General features: G+C 66.2%; 12 protein-coding genes. 8 read left to right on the forward strand and 4 right to left on the reverse strand.

From position 1 onward, the window contains the following. Positions 1-83 precede the first annotated feature (83 nt). Both BLU17_RS17575 and BLU17_RS17580 read left to right on the forward strand, forming a co-directional pair. Positions 84-977, forward strand: a complete 894-nt coding sequence (locus BLU17_RS17575) for an SDR family oxidoreductase (protein ID WP_091998827.1) — start codon at positions 84-86, stop codon at positions 975-977. A gap of 425 nt (positions 978-1,402) precedes the next feature. Then, a complete protein-coding gene (locus BLU17_RS17580; protein ID WP_091998830.1) occupies positions 1,403-2,845 on the forward strand; it encodes an aminotransferase-like domain-containing protein in 1,443 nt (480 codons plus the stop codon). A 24-nt stretch (positions 2,846-2,869) separates the two neighbouring features. On the opposite strand, the gene BLU17_RS17585 is transcribed toward BLU17_RS17580, so the two are convergent. Continuing rightward, positions 2,870-4,072 carry a phytanoyl-CoA dioxygenase family protein gene (locus BLU17_RS17585; RefSeq protein ID WP_091998834.1) on the reverse strand — a complete coding sequence of 401 codons (1,203 nt, stop codon included), beginning with the start codon at positions 4,070-4,072 and terminating at the stop codon, positions 2,870-2,872. Between the two features lie 92 nt (positions 4,073-4,164). Here BLU17_RS17585 and BLU17_RS17590 point away from each other — a divergent pair, with 92 nt between their 5' ends. Beyond that, entirely contained in the window at positions 4,165-5,205 is a 1,041-nt protein-coding gene (locus BLU17_RS17590; protein WP_091998837.1) for a LacI family DNA-binding transcriptional regulator, read from the forward strand. Positions 5,206-5,217: 12 nt separating this feature from the next. Here BLU17_RS17590 and BLU17_RS17595 read toward each other — a convergent pair whose 3' ends face one another. After that, positions 5,218-6,159: a LysR family transcriptional regulator gene (locus BLU17_RS17595; RefSeq protein WP_091998840.1), complete on the reverse strand. Its 942-nt coding sequence runs from the start codon at positions 6,157-6,159 to the stop codon at positions 5,218-5,220. A gap of 184 nt (positions 6,160-6,343) precedes the next feature. On the opposite strand from BLU17_RS17595, the gene BLU17_RS17600 reads away from it, so the two are divergent. Then, positions 6,344-7,855, forward strand: a complete 1,512-nt coding sequence (locus tag BLU17_RS17600) for a CoA-acylating methylmalonate-semialdehyde dehydrogenase (RefSeq protein ID WP_091998842.1) — start codon at positions 6,344-6,346, stop codon at positions 7,853-7,855. Between the two features lie 161 nt (positions 7,856-8,016). Here BLU17_RS17600 and BLU17_RS17605 read toward each other — a convergent pair whose 3' ends face one another. Then, a complete protein-coding gene (locus BLU17_RS17605) occupies positions 8,017-8,256 on the reverse strand; it encodes a hypothetical protein (RefSeq protein WP_091998844.1) in 240 nt (79 codons plus the stop codon). A gap of 413 nt (positions 8,257-8,669) precedes the next feature. Here BLU17_RS17605 and BLU17_RS17610 point away from each other — a divergent pair, with 413 nt between their 5' ends. Next, a complete protein-coding gene (locus tag BLU17_RS17610; protein WP_091998847.1) occupies positions 8,670-9,095 on the forward strand; it encodes a helix-turn-helix transcriptional regulator in 426 nt (141 codons plus the stop codon). A gap of 35 nt (positions 9,096-9,130) precedes the next feature. Beyond that, on the forward strand, positions 9,131-10,420 hold the full coding sequence (locus BLU17_RS17615; RefSeq protein WP_091998850.1) for a type II toxin-antitoxin system HipA family toxin: 1,290 nt from the start codon (positions 9,131-9,133) through the stop codon (positions 10,418-10,420). Between the two features lie 10 nt (positions 10,421-10,430). Here the strand turns inward: BLU17_RS17615 and BLU17_RS17620 are convergent, their stop codons facing one another. Continuing rightward, positions 10,431-11,339: a LysR substrate-binding domain-containing protein gene (locus BLU17_RS17620; protein ID WP_091998958.1), complete on the reverse strand. Its 909-nt coding sequence runs from the start codon at positions 11,337-11,339 to the stop codon at positions 10,431-10,433. A gap of 143 nt (positions 11,340-11,482) precedes the next feature. On the opposite strand from BLU17_RS17620, the gene BLU17_RS17625 reads away from it, so the two are divergent. Continuing rightward, entirely contained in the window at positions 11,483-12,904 is a 1,422-nt protein-coding gene (locus BLU17_RS17625; RefSeq protein ID WP_091998853.1) for a M20 family metallopeptidase, read from the forward strand. A gap of 10 nt (positions 12,905-12,914) precedes the next feature. Next, a complete protein-coding gene (locus tag BLU17_RS17630; protein WP_091998855.1) occupies positions 12,915-14,234 on the forward strand; it encodes an MFS transporter in 1,320 nt (439 codons plus the stop codon). Positions 14,235-14,254: the final 20 nt, after the last annotated feature.

Here is a 14,254-nt window from a genome sequence, read left to right on the forward strand (position 1 = left end):
TCTTAATAGGATGAACTCACTACTTTAACGGTATGCGAATCCCGGGGATAGTACGCGAGTCACGACCCAGGAGAGCGTTGACCATGCGTATTTTTCTGACCGGCGCGACCGGCTTCATCGGCTCGGCGCTCGTACCGGAACTCATCGAAGCCGGTCACGAAGTGATCGGCATGACCCGCTCCGAAACCGGCGCCGTGGCGCTCGCCAGGGCGGGCGCCAAGGTGCATCGCGGTACGCTGGAGGACACGGAGAGCCTGCGCGACGGGGCGGCGCAAGCCGATGCCGTGATCCACACGGCTTTCGATCACGATTTTTCGCGCTTCGTCGAGAACTGCGAAAAAGACAAACGCGCGATTGCGGCGCTCGGGTCCGCGCTCGCCGGCTCCGATCGTCCGTTGCTCATCACGTCCGGCACGGGCATCGGCAACGGCCAGCACGGCGAGCCCGCGCGCGAAGACGTCTTCAACGCGAGCCATCCCAATCCGCGCATTGCGTCCGAACTGGCCGGACAGGCGCTGCTGGAACAAGGTGTCAACGTTGGCGTGGTGCGTTTGCCGCAAGTGCACAACCCGTTCAGGCAGGGGCTCATTACGCCGCTCGTCGCCATCGCGCGCGAAAAAGGCGTGTGCGCCTACGTGGGCGACGGCCTGAACCGCTGGCCGGCCGGCCACCTCTGCGACGTCGTCCGCCTGTACCGGCTCGCCGTGGAAAAAGGGGAACGGGGCGCGCGCTACAACGCGGTCGGCGAGGAAGGCGTGAGCAGCCGCGAAATCGCCGAAGCGCTTGGCCGCGGCCTGAACCTGCCCGTCGTTTCGATCGCCCCGGAGAAAGCGGCGGCGCATTTCGGATGGATGGGCATGTTCGTCGGCATGGACATGCCCGCTTCGAGCGCACTCACGCAGGCGCGCCTGGGGTGGCGTCCCACGGGTCCCACGCTCATCGCCGATCTCGACGAGGCGCGTTACGTTCAGGCCTGACCGCGAGGCCGAACCGCGTCGCTGGCCCGCAATCTCCCGAGTACTCCTTAATTTCTGGGCGACGGCATGGCCGGTGTTCGCCGCGGCGCCACGAGAAATGCCCCGGCACTCGCGTGCCGGGGCGAAACGCTTGCCACGCTACAGGCAATAAGAGCCGCAAGCTCTGCGGGTTTAGGTGATGATCCGGGCACTCGCGCAGTAATCCCGGCGCATCCCGGGAGAACAGTCCCGGCCTTCGATGCGCGCTGACCGCAATGATCCGCCCCTGCGAACGCGCCGTACAGAAGCAGTCGGCGAAAAAAACAGCGCAGCAGATCGCTTCCCAAGTCCGGCCATCCATACGAAAATCGAACGGCCTCGCCACCCCACGCGGCGTTGCGCGGCATTCCGCACATTTCACGAGATCATTCGAAGAACGAAAGCGCATGACACGCTACGAACGCCTGGCGCAGAGCATGGCCGCCGAAATCCGCTCGGGCAACCTGGCATCCGGGTCGCGCATGCCCTCGCTGCGGCAGATCATCGCCCAGCACAGCGTGAGCCAGTCCACGGCCGCGCGCGCTTACTATCTGCTCGAACAGTGGGGGCTCGTGCGTGCCGAAGAGCGCTCCGGCTACTACGTCGCCCCGCTCGCGAAGCCAACCCGGGCCACCGCGCGCGCAACGACGGGCGAAACCGCCACGGTCGACATCAGCGAACTGGTGTTCTCCGTGCTCGATGCCGCCAAGCGGCCCGGCATCGTGCCGCTTGGTTCCGCCTTTCCCTCGCCGTTGCTGTTTCCGCTCTCGCGCCTTGCGAAATCGCTCGGGCAGGCCGCGCGCAGCGTGAGCCCGTGGAGCACGGTCGTCGATCTGCCGCCCGGCAACGAGAACCTGCGGCGGCAGATCGCGCTGCGCTACATGCGCGTGGGCATCTCGCAGCCGGCCGAGGACATCGTCGTCACCAACGGCGCACTCGAAGCGCTGAATCTTTGCCTGATGGCGGTCACGCAGCCCGGCGACATCGTTGCCGTCGAGTCGCCCGGTTTCTACGCTGCGCTGCAGGCGATCGAGCGCCTCGGCCTGAGAGCCGTCGAGATTCCCGTCGATACCGCCACGGGGCTCGACCTCGACGCGCTGGCCGCGGCGCTGGAAAAGCACCCCATCCGCGCCTGCTGGTTCATGACGAATTTCCAGAACCCCACCGGCGTGACGCTGTCGGCGCAGAAAAAGCAGGCGCTTGTCGAACTGCTCGCGAAACACGACGTCCCCCTCATCGAAGACGACGTGTATGGCGAGCTGCACTACGCGCCGAACTATCCGCCGCCGGCCATGGCCTTCGACCGGCGCGGCCTCGTCATGCACTGCAGTTCGTTTTCGAAGAACCTCGCGCCGGGCTATCGCATCGGCTGGGCGAGCGCCGGGCGCTTCGCCGGGCGCGTGCAGCGCCTCAAGCTCATGACGACCATCTCGGCGAGCATTCCCGTGCAGGCCGGCATTGCCGACTATCTGGAGCACGGCGGCTACGAGCGTCACCTGAAGCAGATCCGCCTCGCCATGCAAAGCCAGCGCGACGCGATGATCGAAGCCATCGGCCGCTGGCTGCCCGAAGGCACCCAATGCACGCGCCCCGAAGGCGGCTACTTTCTCTGGCTCATGTTCCGCGAGCCGATCGACGCCATGGCGCTGCATCGTCTCGCCATCGAGCGCGGCATCAGCGTGGCGCCCGGTCCGCTCTTTTCCGCGTCGCACGCATTCGAGAACTGCATCCGGCTGAACTACGGTCACCCGTGGTCGCCTCGCATCGACGAAGCGATCCGCACGCTCGCCGAACTGCTCGCGCATCCCGACGTGCGCGCGCGGTCCCGAGCGAGGCGCGCGCGGCCTTGAACTGCCCGCAATGGCGCGACGCGATCATCGCGCCGCGTTTGCCGGGTCGCGGCGCGCGCTCTGTGCGCTCAACGCGGCGGCGAATCTGCCCGGCTCCCATCCTTCGCGAAGCGCGCGCTGCACGAGCGCCTGCTGGCTTTCCGGCGCAAGGCCACCGACGGGCGGATCGCGGTCGAGATTCGTGGGAAACGGATAGCCCTCGGCACACGCCGCAATGGCGGCGAAGGCGGCGGCCTCGCCGATCCGGCCATTCGCACGCCGCTCGCGCAACACGGGATAGATCGCTTTGCACATGCTCGCGCGATCGAGCGATTCCATCGCGCGGCCCATCGCCGACGAAACCTGCAGCAGGTTCGCCATACGCCGCACGTCGGCCGTGCGGTTCGCGCCCGCCGCATGAAAAAGCGCGGGGTTGAAAAATACGGCGTCGCCCCTGGCAAGCGGCAACTGCACGCAATGCGCTTCGAAGTACTCACGAAAATCGTTGCGCCGCCAGGCCAGATATCCCTCGGCATATCGTTGCGAGTACGGCAAGAGCCTGGTGGGTCCGCTTTCGACTGGCATGTCGCTATGCGCCACCGCGCCCTGAAGCGTGAGACAGGCGGACAGGCGATGCACGTGCGCCGGAAAGCGCTGCGCCGCCGCGATCGTCTGGAATCCCAGGTGATAATCCCGATGCGCCTGCTGTGCCTCGCCGCCTGGGCGCACCACGTTGACCTGCGAGGTCATCTGATAGCACGGACCGAGCCACGCTTCGCACACGGCCATGAGCGGCAGGTTCGCGAAGTAGTCGACGAATACGGCCGGCGCCTCGAGGCAAAGCTTCTGTTGCGCGTTCCAGATGCGGTCGTTCGCGCCGGCCTTCGCAAAGTGATCCGCTGCGCGCGAACCTTGCTCCCGCTCGGCGCGGATGATGGCTTCGAACACGGCGGTCGCCGCGTCGACCGGCTGCGTGTCGGCGTAGGCGCGCGCGAGCACCAGCACGCCCGCGCCGTCGCGCAGCACGTGCGCCCACTCCGCCTGCAATTGCGCGCGGCACGGCGCGTCGTGAAGCGCGCCTTCGAGCACGCGGCAGTCGTATACGGGAATGCCCTGTTTCACGTCCGACGCGAAGCGCAACGGACTGCCGTCGTCGTGCAACTGGTTCACGAACGCGTCGAGCGAGCACTCGCTCTCGACATACCATTGCCGGCCCGATTGCGCCGCGCGGACCTCGTGCTGATTCATGTGTCGGCCTCCGTTTTCGATCAAGGATAGCGTCGGCAGCCGTCGCCGGGATACCATGAAAACCATCAAAAACACATCAAGACGGCGGCGGCATGGCTCATCGCTTTCTGGTCAAGGAGATTGCACTTCAGGCTGGGCTCGGCGTCGCGACGGTCGATCGCGTGCTGAACGGCCGTGCGCACGTTCGCGAACATACGAAGCGGCGCGTCGAGCAGGCCATCGAAGAGCTCGAAAAGCAGGCGTTCCAGCTCGCGACGGCCGGGCGCAAGCTCATGATCGACGTCGTCGTGGAAGCCCCGGCCCGCTTTGCCGACGAGATCCGCAACGCCCTCGAAGCGGAATTGCCCGCGCTGCATCCGGCCGTGTTCCGCCCGCGCTTCGTGATGCGCGAAACAATGACGACGGCCGAGGTCGTCGAAACGCTGGCGGCCATTGGACGCCGCGGCAGCCACGGCGTATTGCTCAAGGCGCGCGACGTGCCCGAGATCGCCGGAGCCATTGCCGGGCTGAAACGCCGCGATATTCCCGTGATTGCGATCTTCACCGACGTCCCGCGGTCCGGACGCATCGCCTACGCCGGGCTCGACAATCGCGTGGCGGGCGCCACTGCCGCCTACCTCATCGGCCAGTGGCTGGGCGCTCATGCGGCCAACGTACTGATTACCATGAGCGACGAACGCTTCCGGGGCGAGGAGGAGCGCGAAATCAGCTTCCGGCGCGCGCTACGCGCCTGCTATCCGCAACTCGCGCTCATCGATGCGAGCGGTGGGCATGGACTCGATTCGCAAACCGAAGCGCGGGTGCGCAACGTGCTCGCCGCGCACGGAGAGATCGGCGCCGTGTATTCGATGGGCGGCGGCAACACCGCGATTCTTCGCGCGCTCGAAACGCAAGGGCAGGCGCCGCGCTGCTTCATCGGGCACGATCTGGACCGCGACAACGTCGCGTTGCTGCGCGCGGGCAAGGTGCAGGCGATTCTTCACCACGACCTGCGCCAGGACATGCGTTCGGCGTGCCAGCATCTCATGCACTTTCACAAGCTGCTGCCGGAAACGGCCATCGTGCCCTCGTCGGCCATCGTCGTCGTGACGCCTGAAAACATTCCGGAGCCCATAGCCAGCCGCTTTCGCTGAGTCGGACGCGGCTCATGCGAGCGGGAAACCGTCCTTGAACGTTTGCCGCAGGAATTCCGTAAAGCGCTTGACCGCGCGCGGCACCTGGGCGCCATACGGCCGCACGACGTGCAATTGCGAAGCGAACGCGCCCACGGGACGCCAGTTGGGCAGCAGAACCACGAGCTTGCCCGCCAGCAGCGCCGCCTGCGCGCTGAAATCCGGCAACAGCGCGATGCCGAGATGTTCGAGCGCGGCGTCGCGCAGCGCCTCGCTGTTGTTCGCCGAGAACGGGCCGTTCACGGTGACGGTTTCGCGCGCGCCATCCGCGCGGCGGCCCGTCTTTTCGAACGACCACACGCCCGCCCCCAGCGTGCGCGGATAAAACAGGCAATCGTGCTGCGCGAGGTCGGCGGGCGTTTGCGGCGTGCCGCGCTGCTTGAGGTAAGCCCGCGTCGCGACGATCACGGAACGCGTGTCGCAGAGCTTCCAGGCCACGTGCGTTTCCGGCACTTGCGCGCTATGGCGAATCGCGAGATCGAAACCCTCGCTGGCTATCGAACTGAGCCGGTCGGAAAGCTCGAGTTGCACGCGCACTTCGGGATGGGCCCGCGAAAACTGCGCAAGACGCGGCACGAGCTGCTGGCGCGCGAACGCGACGGGCGCCGTCACGCGCACCGTGCCGCTCGCGACATCGGCCATTTCGCGCACGCTCGCGAAGCTTGCGGCAATGTTGTCGAACTCCGCGCGCGTGTCTTCCACGAGTCGCCGGCCGGCTTCCGTGAAACGCACGCTGCGCGTGGTGCGCTGCACCAGCGGCACACCCGCCACGCGCTCCAGCTCGGCGATGCGCTGGCTCATGGCCGCCTTGCTCACGCCCAGGCGCGCCGCCGCTGCCGTATAGCTGCCTTGGGCGGCCAGCACGTTCAGCCAGTGCAAATGCGTCCAGAGCGCTTCGACCCGTTGCGTATCCATCGATGAAAATTCCGCGTCTATCCGTGATTTCCGACATTCATACTAGCATGGCGCGATCGCATCTTTCATCGTCTGTGCCATGGATTGTTCACGGTGGAAAACAATCAATTCAGCGCCATAACCTTTTCGGGTCCACGCCAGCTTCGTAAACTGGCGTCACGCACCCACCCGACGAGGAGATGACATGCAGGCCTATACCGATTCCGCAGACGTAGTCCACTTCATTGGCGGCAACACCGGGCGCGGCGCGGGCGACCGTACGCAAGCGGTCTTCAATCCCGCGACCGGCGCCCCCGCCCGCCGCCTCGTGCTCGGCGAAGCCGCCGACGTGGACGCCGCCGTGGCGAGCGCGAAAGCCGCGTTCCCGGCCTGGCGCGATACGCCGCCCATCCGCCGCGCGCGCGTCCTGCTGCGCTTTCTCGAACTGATGAACCATCACAAGGACGAACTCGCGGCCATCATCACGGCCGAGCACGGCAAGGTGTTCGCCGATGCCCAGGGCGAAGTGGCGCGCGGCATCGACGTGATCGAATTCGCGTGCGGCATTCCGCAACTGCTCAAGGGCGATTACACCGAGCAGGTTTCCACGGGCATGGACAACTGGACCGTGCGCCAGCCGCTCGGCGTGGTCGCCGGCATCACGCCGTTCAATTTCCCCGCCATGGTGCCTTGCTGGATGTTTCCGGTCGCGCTCGCAGCGGGCTGCACGTTCGTCCTCAAGCCTAGCGAGCGCGATCCTTCGGCTTCGCTTTTCATGGCGCGCCTGCTCAAGGAAGCCGGCTTGCCCGACGGCGTGTTCAACGTCGTGCAGGGCGACAAGGTCGTGGTCGATGCCCTCCTCGCGCACCGCGACGTGAAGGCCGTGAGCTTCGTGGGCTCCACGCCGATCGCGAACTACATCTACGAGACCGGCGCGAAGCACGGCAAGCGCGTGCAGGCGCTCGGCGGCGCGAAGAACCACATGGTCGTGATGCCCGACGCCGACCTCGACCAGGCCGTGGATGCGCTGATCGGCGCCGGCTACGGTTCGGCGGGCGAGCGCTGCATGGCTATCTCGGTGGCGGTGCTGGTGGGCGACGTGGCCGACAAGATCGTGCCGCGCCTCGCCGAACGTGCGCGTGCGCTCAAGGTGAAGAACGGCATGGAAGCCGACGCGGAAATGGGCCCGGTCGTCACGCGCCAGGCGCTGGAGCGCATCGAGGGCTATATCGCGGCGGGCGCGGAGGAAGGCGCGACGCTCGTGGTCGACGGACGCGGCCTCAAGGTGCCAGGCTTCGAAGACGGCTTCTTCACCGGCGGCACGCTGTTCGACCACGTCACGCCTGACATGCGCATCTATCAAGAAGAGATCTTTGGGCCGGTGCTTGCCTGCGTACGCGTGAAGGACTTTTCGGAAGCCGTGCAACTGATCAACGACCACGAGTTCGGCAACGGCGTGGCCTGCTTTACGCGCGATGGCAACGTGGCGCGCGAGTTCGGCCGGCAGATCGAAGTGGGCATGGTTGGCATCAACGTGCCGATTCCGGTGCCGATGGCGTGGCACGGCTTTGGCGGCTGGAAGCGCAGCCTTTTCGGCGACATGCACGCTTACGGCGAGGAAGGCGTGCGCTTCTATACGAAGCAGAAGTCGATCATGCAGCGCTGGCCGGAGAGCACCGAAAAGGGCGCTGAGTTTACGATGCCGGTTGCGAAGTAACCGGTTGTCGACGTAAAGCAAAGCCCACTTCGCGCGGGCTTTGCTTTTTGCATTGCGCCGGAACGCTGCGGCATGAACGGCGAACCGCGTGTGGCTCAGGAAAACGGCCCGCGCAGGCAAGCCGGTTCGGGCGCTCCGCGTCGACCGTCGCACCGGCAAACTCAAGCGGGCTTTGCCGCGCTGAGCGGTTCGAGCCAGCCAAAACGCTGCGCGCCCGCACCGGACGGCACGTATTCGCAGCCGATCAACCCGGCGTAGCCGCTGCGTTCGATTTCGGCGGGCCCCCACTCCTGGCGGATTTCACCGGTGCCCGGCTCGGAGCGGCCCGGATTGCCGGCGGTCTGCACGTGCACGTGCACGTGCGCGGGATGCGGCAGCGACGCGCGCAGGCGCTCGATCATATTGCCCTCCCCCGTGCTTCATGAAGGATCTCACCCATAACGCCAACACAGGCATCCATACGATGGCGAGTGCGCTCGTTCCCGGCGCGCTGCTCACGTTCCTCGTGCCAGGCACATCGTGAATCGCTGAGTTTGCGGGGATTTCTCCGGTTGGCGCGGAGGGAATGAGGCCGATGGCTTCATTCCCGTGCGCTTTTGGCGACCGGCCCGAGCCCGACGGCGGCTGGCCATGGCCGCGAAGCGGCTTTCGAAAAGGACCGCGTGGCGGGGGCCGTTAGTTGCGGACTAGCGAGAACCTTCCGGTAACCGTATTTCAGCAGACATCTCGATACAGCCTATGGCCTGTATTAACCAATTACAGCCTGTAGTTTGTATTTCTGCCTTACAACATATAGACTGTATTCATCTGCGCCATGCGTTTCGCCGCCAGGAGCCCCGTGGACTACCCCGTCAAGACACTGAACCAGCTACGGCCGATTCTCGTTGGCTTTCGCAAGCATGCGGGCCTTACCCAGGAAGCCATGGCCCAGAGGCTCGGCATTTCGCAGCAAAGTTACGCCGCGTTCGAGGCAAATCCCGAGACGGCGAGCGTCGAGCGGCTTTTTCGGGTCCTGCGGCTCTTCGATGTCGAAATCAAGCTTGCCGCGCCGCAAACGCAGGCATCGCAGGCCATTGCCGAAACCACGAACGCCATGCCCCGCCGGTCCAGAACGCCTGCGGTCAAAACGGCAAGCGCTGCCGCGCCATCGGCCGCTCGCAAACGAAACCGGGCCACGCCGTCGGCCGACGAACCACGATCGAAGTCCGCCTCTCACCGCAAACCAAAGGAAAACTGGTGAGCACGCGCCCTCGTCCTAACCGGCTCGACCTGTGGATGAACGGCCTGCCCGTGGGCTACTGGGAAAGCATGCGCGGCAACGAACGTCTCGTGTACCTCGATAGCTGGATCGAAGACGAGCAAGGCCGCCCGCTCTCGCTCTCACTGCCGTTCACGCCCGGCAACCAGGTCTGGCGCGGCCGGATCGTCGCGGATTATTTCGACAATCTGCTGCCGGACAGCGACCGCATCCGCAGACGCATCGCCGCGCGCTACCAGACTGGCGGGACCTCGCCGTTCGAACTGCTCGCCGCGCTCGGCCGCGATTGCGTGGGCGCGCTGCAAATTCTGCCCGCGGGAGAAGCGCCCGCCAGCCTGAGAACCATCAAGGGGCGAACGCTTGGCGAAGCGGACGTCGCGCAACTGCTGCGGGAAACGACGGCCACCCCGCACGCGGGCGCGCGTGAGTCGGTGGACAGCCTGCGCCTTTCCATTGCCGGTGCGCAGGAAAAGACGGCGCTGCTGCGCCATCGCGGGCAGTGGCTGCTTCCAGAAGGCAGCACGCCGACCACGCACATCCTGAAGCTGCCGCTGGGTCTGGTCGGCAACATGCGCGCCGACATGCGCACCTCGGTGGAAAACGAATGGCTGTGCACGCGGATCATGGCCGCCTACGGCTTGCCCGTCGCGCCGTGCGAAATCGCGCACTTCGAAGATGCGAAGGCGCTGGTTGTCGAGCGCTTCGACCGGCGACTCGCCAGCGACGGCAAATGGATCGTGCGCCTGCCACAGGAAGACCTGTGCCAGGCCACCGGCACGTCCGGGCTCGCCAAGTACGAAGCCGACGGCGGGCCAGGCATCGACGCGATCATGGAAGTGCTCGACGGTTCCGCGCGGGCCAGCGCCGACCGCCGCAACTTCTTCGTCGCGCAGATCGTTTTCTGGCTGCTCGCGGCAACGGACGGGCACGCCAAGAACTACAGCATCGCGCTGCTACCCCGCAGCGAATACGCGGCCACGCCGCTCTACGACGTGCTCTCCGCTCACCCCATCATCGGCCGGGGCCGCAACCATATTGCGCCGCAGCGCGCGAGTCTCGCGATGGCCGTACGCGGCCGCAACCGGCACTACCGCATCGAAGAGATTTATCCGCGCCACTGGATCGCGCAAGGCCAGCGCGTGGGATTCGCCGCGGCAGAAGTCGAAGCCATGCTCGCGCAGGTCGCCGCGCAGACGCCGCGCGTGATCGACGCGGTCGGCGCGGGAATTCCCACGGGGTTTCCCGAGGATGTAGCCGAAGCCGTTTTCGCCGGCATGCGCAGGCTTTGCACAAGGCTCACGACCTGAGCACGCTTCCTCAATCCGGAAGGACGCTCTCGTCGTCGATCGCGCGCGTGAGCAGGCCGAGAAATGCCTGCATGGCTTGCGGCAGCGTGCGGCCCGCCATGGTCTGGACCTGCAGCGTGCGCTGATGCAGTTCGGGGTTCGTCAGCGGCACGGCGGCAAGCCCCTCTGCTTCAAGGCGGCCGCGCACGGTCAGAAAGCCGGTGAACGTGACGGCGTTGGTCAGGCGTACGAAACTTTGCAGCGCCACATGATAGTTGCTGACGAATACCGGCTCGAAGATCAGCCCTTCGAGGCTGCAGGCAATGTCGAAGAGTTGCCGGATCGTCACGCCCTGGTTGTGCATGGCGACGGGCCACGCACGCAGATCGCCAAGCGACACCGACTCGCGCGCCGCGAGCGGATGATCGCGCCGCATGAGCGCGAAAATGGGCGCGCGCTGCGAATAATGCACGGCAATCTCTTTCTCCGGGGCGAGGCTGAAGCACAGCGCGATATCGGCGGTCCCTTCCTTCACGCGCTGCGTCGCAACAGAAGGCGCCGACACGTCCAGCTGAAAATGCGTTTGCGGATACGACCTGAGAAAGTGCGCGATCACCTGCGGCAGAAAATGCGGCGCGAGACCTTCCGAACTCGCAATGCGTATGGTCGCGCGGGCGCCCTCGTTGAGCCCGCGAATCTCACCGATCACGCGCTCCGTTTCGAGCAGGCTGCGCCGCGCATGCCCGGCGAGCAGGCGCCCCGCCTCGCTCAGCACCATGCCGCGCGGGCGCCGCTCGAATAGCGGCGTGCCCAGTTCCGCTTCGAGCCTGGCGATCTGGCGGCTCAGCGCCGAAACGGCCACGTAGAGCCGTTCGGACGCCTTGCTCAGCGAGCCGCTGCGGGCCACTTCCAGAAAATAGCGCAGTGCGGTGTTGTCCATGTCGATGAGCGCGGCCTCGTCCGCTTTGCCGTTTCGGCAACGATAGGTCGCAAATATTGTAATTGTGCAGAAATATCGGCGGCGGCAGCATCGGTTGAAATACCGTTCGAAAGCCGACTGCCCCACGGGCATGGAGATACGCATTGACTCGTGACATCGCCATCCAGACCGCCGCTGGCCAATACGATTCGGGCCGCTTCCTCGACGATTTGCGCCGCCGCGTGGCGTATCGCACCGAGAGCCAGGAGCCCGGCAGCGCAGCGCGCCTGCGCGGCTATCTCGACGACGAACTCACGCCGCTTCTCACGCAATGGGGCTTTACCTGCCGTGTCGTTGACAATCCAGCCGAAGGCGCGGGCCCGTTCCTCATCGCCCACCGTCACGAAGACGATGCGCTGCCCACCGTGCTCAGCTACGGCCACGGCGACGTGGTACGCGGCTACGACGCGCAATGGCGCGAAGGCCTCACGCCGTGGGACGTGACCGTCGACGGCGAGCGCTGGTACGGCCGCGGCACGGCGGACAACAAGGGCCAGCACAGCATCAATCTCGCGGCGCTCGAAGCCGTGCTCGGCGCGCGCGGCGGCAAGCTCGGCTTCAACCTCAAGCTGCTCTTCGAAACGGGCGAGGAAATCGGCTCGCCGGGCCTGCATGAACTCTGCACGCAGCGGCGCGACGAACTCGCCGCCGATGTGCTCATCGCCTCCGACGGCCCGCGCCTTTCCGCCCGGCGGCCGACGATCTTTCTCGGCTCGCGCGGCCTCGTCAATTTCAAGCTCGAACTGACGCTGCGCGAAGGCGCCCATCATTCGGGCAACTGGGGCGGCCTGCTCCGCAACCCGGGTGTGGTGCTCGCCAACGCAATCGCCTCGATGGTCGATGCGAACGGCAAGATTCTAGTCGAAGGGCTGCGCCCGCCGCCCATTCCCGAGTCCGTGCGGCGCGCGCTCGCCGGCATCAGCGTGGGCGGCAATGCCGGCGAGCCCGAGGTCGATCGCGATTACGGCGAGCCCGGCCTCACGCCCACCGAGCGTGTGTTCGGCTGGAACAATCTCGAGGTGCTCGCCTTCGGCACCGGCAACCCCCAGAAGCCCGTGAACGCGATTGCGCCGCACGCCGTTGCGTACCTGCAGATCCGCTTCGTCGTCGGCACCGACTGGCGGAACCTGGAGCGCATCGTGCGCGCTCACCTCGACGCCCACGGCTTCCACAGGGTCGAGCTCGAAGTGGAGCGCGGCGCGCCCGCCACCCGCGTCGATCCCGACAACGCCTGGGTGCAATGGGCGCTGCGTTCGCTGCGCGAAACGACCGGCGACGAGCCCGTGCTGCTGCCGAACCTCGGCGGCACGCTGCCCAACGACGTGTTCGCCGACGTGCTCGGCATGCCCACGCTGTGGGTGCCGCATTCGTACCCCGGCTGCTCGCAGCATGCGCCGAACGAACATCTGCTGGGCCCCGTGGTGCGCGACGCGCTGCGCATCATGGCCGGTCTCTTCTGGGACCTCGGCGCAAGAGAAGCTGGGGCGTCCAACCCCGCGCCGCATGTTTCGACAACGCTTGCATGAGGACGTCGCAATGAGTATCGACTCCGTTCCCGCCCATCACGCCCGCGAGCCCTGGTCGGAGACCGGGCAACATCCCTCGGCCGCATCGACGAAAGGCGTCTCGCGGCTTATCCTCGCGACCTCGATAGGCAACGCGCTCGAGTTCTACGACCTGATCGCGTACGGCTACTTCGCTTCCACGCTGTCGAAGCTCTTCTTCCCCGTCCACAACGCGACGATGTCGCTGCTGCTCACGCTCGGCACGTTCGCGCTCTCGTATCTCGCGCGGCCGTTCGGCGCGCTCGTGCTCGGCTCGTACAGCGACCGCAAGGGCCGCAAGGCGTCGCTCACGCTCTCCATCGCGATGATGACGATCGGCACCGGCATGGTCGCGCTGATGCCCACTTACGCGACGATCGGCATTCTCGCGCCCATCGGCATCTTCGCGTCGCGGCTTCTGCAAGGCTTCTCGGCAGGCGGCGAGTTCGGCAGCTCCACGGCCTTCCTGATCGAGCACGCACCCCAGCGCAGCGGCTTCATGTCGAGCTGGCAGTTTTCGAGCCAGGGTGCGAGCACGCTGCTCGCCTCCCTGTTCGGCGCGGTGCTGATGGGCGTGCTCACGCGGCCGCAGCTCGAAGGCTGGGGCTGGCGCATTCCGTTTTTGTTCGGCATGCTGATTGGTCCCATCGGACTCTACATTCGCCGGCGTATCGACGAAACGCCCGAATTCGAGCGCATCGAAAAGGCCGCATCGCCCGTGCGCGAACTGCTCGCCACGCAGAAGTCGCGCGTGCTGGCCTCGATCGGCGCACTGGTGCTGACCACCTCCGCGCAATACGTGCTCCTCTATATGCCGACCTATGCGGCGCGCCAACTCGGTCTCGCGCCTTCGTCGGGCTTCATCGCGACGCTCGTCGCGGGTCTCATCGCCATGGTGCTCACGCCCGTGGTGGGCCACTGGTCGGACAAGGTGGGCCGCACGCGCATCATGCTCGTTGCGGGCGTGCTGTTCTTGCTGACCGTCTACCCGGCATTCATGTTCGTGAACGCCTATCCGTCGCTGCTGACGCTGCTCGCCGCCGTGATGTGGGTCGCCGTGCTCAAGGTCACCTATTTCGCGCCGATTCCGGCGCTCATGGCCGGCCTCTTCCCCACGCGCACGCGCACCACGGGCATGGCGCTCGCCTACAACGTCGGCACGACCGTGTTCGGCGGCTTCACGCCGCTCGCGGTCGCCTCGCTCATCGCGGCGACGGGCAACAATCTCGCGCCGGGGCTCTGGCTGATGTTCGCGGCGGTCGTGAGCCTCGTCACGCTGATCTGGGCGCGCGCACGGCTGGACGCACGTTGACCGCGCTTCGGGAAACGGCA

This window comes from Paraburkholderia lycopersici, from assembly GCF_900096975.1.
In the GTDB taxonomy this organism is placed as follows: Bacteria; Pseudomonadota; Gammaproteobacteria; order Burkholderiales; family Burkholderiaceae; genus Paraburkholderia; species Paraburkholderia lycopersici.

Bases quoted from the DNA above. Each gene is read 5' to 3' on its own strand.
- BLU17_RS17590 (WP_091998837.1), top strand. From the start codon at position 4,165: ATGGCTCATCGCTTTCTGGTCAAGGAGATTGCACTTCAGGCTGGGCTC.
- BLU17_RS17605 (WP_091998844.1), bottom strand. From the start codon at position 8,256: ATGATCGAGCGCCTGCGCGCGTCGCTGCCGCATCCCGCGCACGTGCAC.
- BLU17_RS17595 (WP_091998840.1), bottom strand. From the start codon at position 6,159: ATGGATACGCAACGGGTCGAAGCGCTCTGGACGCATTTGCACTGGCTG.
- BLU17_RS17575 (WP_091998827.1), top strand. From the start codon at position 84: ATGCGTATTTTTCTGACCGGCGCGACCGGCTTCATCGGCTCGGCGCTC.
- BLU17_RS17585 (WP_091998834.1), bottom strand. From the start codon at position 4,072: ATGAATCAGCACGAGGTCCGCGCGGCGCAATCGGGCCGGCAATGGTAT.
- BLU17_RS17630 (WP_091998855.1), top strand. From the start codon at position 12,915: ATGAGTATCGACTCCGTTCCCGCCCATCACGCCCGCGAGCCCTGGTCG.
- BLU17_RS17610 (WP_091998847.1), top strand. From the start codon at position 8,670: ATGCGTTTCGCCGCCAGGAGCCCCGTGGACTACCCCGTCAAGACACTG.
- BLU17_RS17580 (WP_091998830.1), top strand. From the start codon at position 1,403: ATGACACGCTACGAACGCCTGGCGCAGAGCATGGCCGCCGAAATCCGC.
- BLU17_RS17620 (WP_091998958.1), bottom strand. From the start codon at position 11,339: ATGGACAACACCGCACTGCGCTATTTTCTGGAAGTGGCCCGCAGCGGC.
- BLU17_RS17600 (WP_091998842.1), top strand. From the start codon at position 6,344: ATGCAGGCCTATACCGATTCCGCAGACGTAGTCCACTTCATTGGCGGC.
- BLU17_RS17615 (WP_091998850.1), top strand. From the start codon at position 9,131: ATGAACGGCCTGCCCGTGGGCTACTGGGAAAGCATGCGCGGCAACGAA.